Raw genomic sequence first — 233 nt, forward strand, 5'->3', positions numbered from 1 at the left:
GTCGCTAAATTAAAAGTTGGTGAATATTGGGATGGTAAGTATAATGACAAAGAACTTCCTACTGGAGACTATTGGTATGTAGTAAGAGTTAATAGCTCTGAAAATGATAGAAGTTTTGTTGGACATTTCACGCTTTACAGGTAATTATAAATCGCGCTTATATTAAATAATAATAATATGAAAAATCTAATAATATATATATTCTTACTGGTATTTGCTCAAAGCTATGCTCA

At 29.2% G+C, this 233-nt stretch carries 1 protein-coding gene; it reads left to right on the forward strand.

Going from position 1 to position 233, the window contains the following annotated elements; translation table 11 throughout:
• The coding region (locus tag Q0997_RS20430; RefSeq protein WP_299892605.1) for a T9SS type B sorting domain-containing protein at positions 1 to 144 on the forward strand (144 nt) is incomplete at its 5' end.
• Between the last annotated feature and the right edge of the window lie 89 nt (positions 145 to 233).

Origin of the sequence: uncultured Lacinutrix sp. (assembly GCF_947500325.1) — a bacterium.
Lineage (GTDB): Bacteria > Bacteroidota > Bacteroidia > Flavobacteriales > Flavobacteriaceae > Lacinutrix.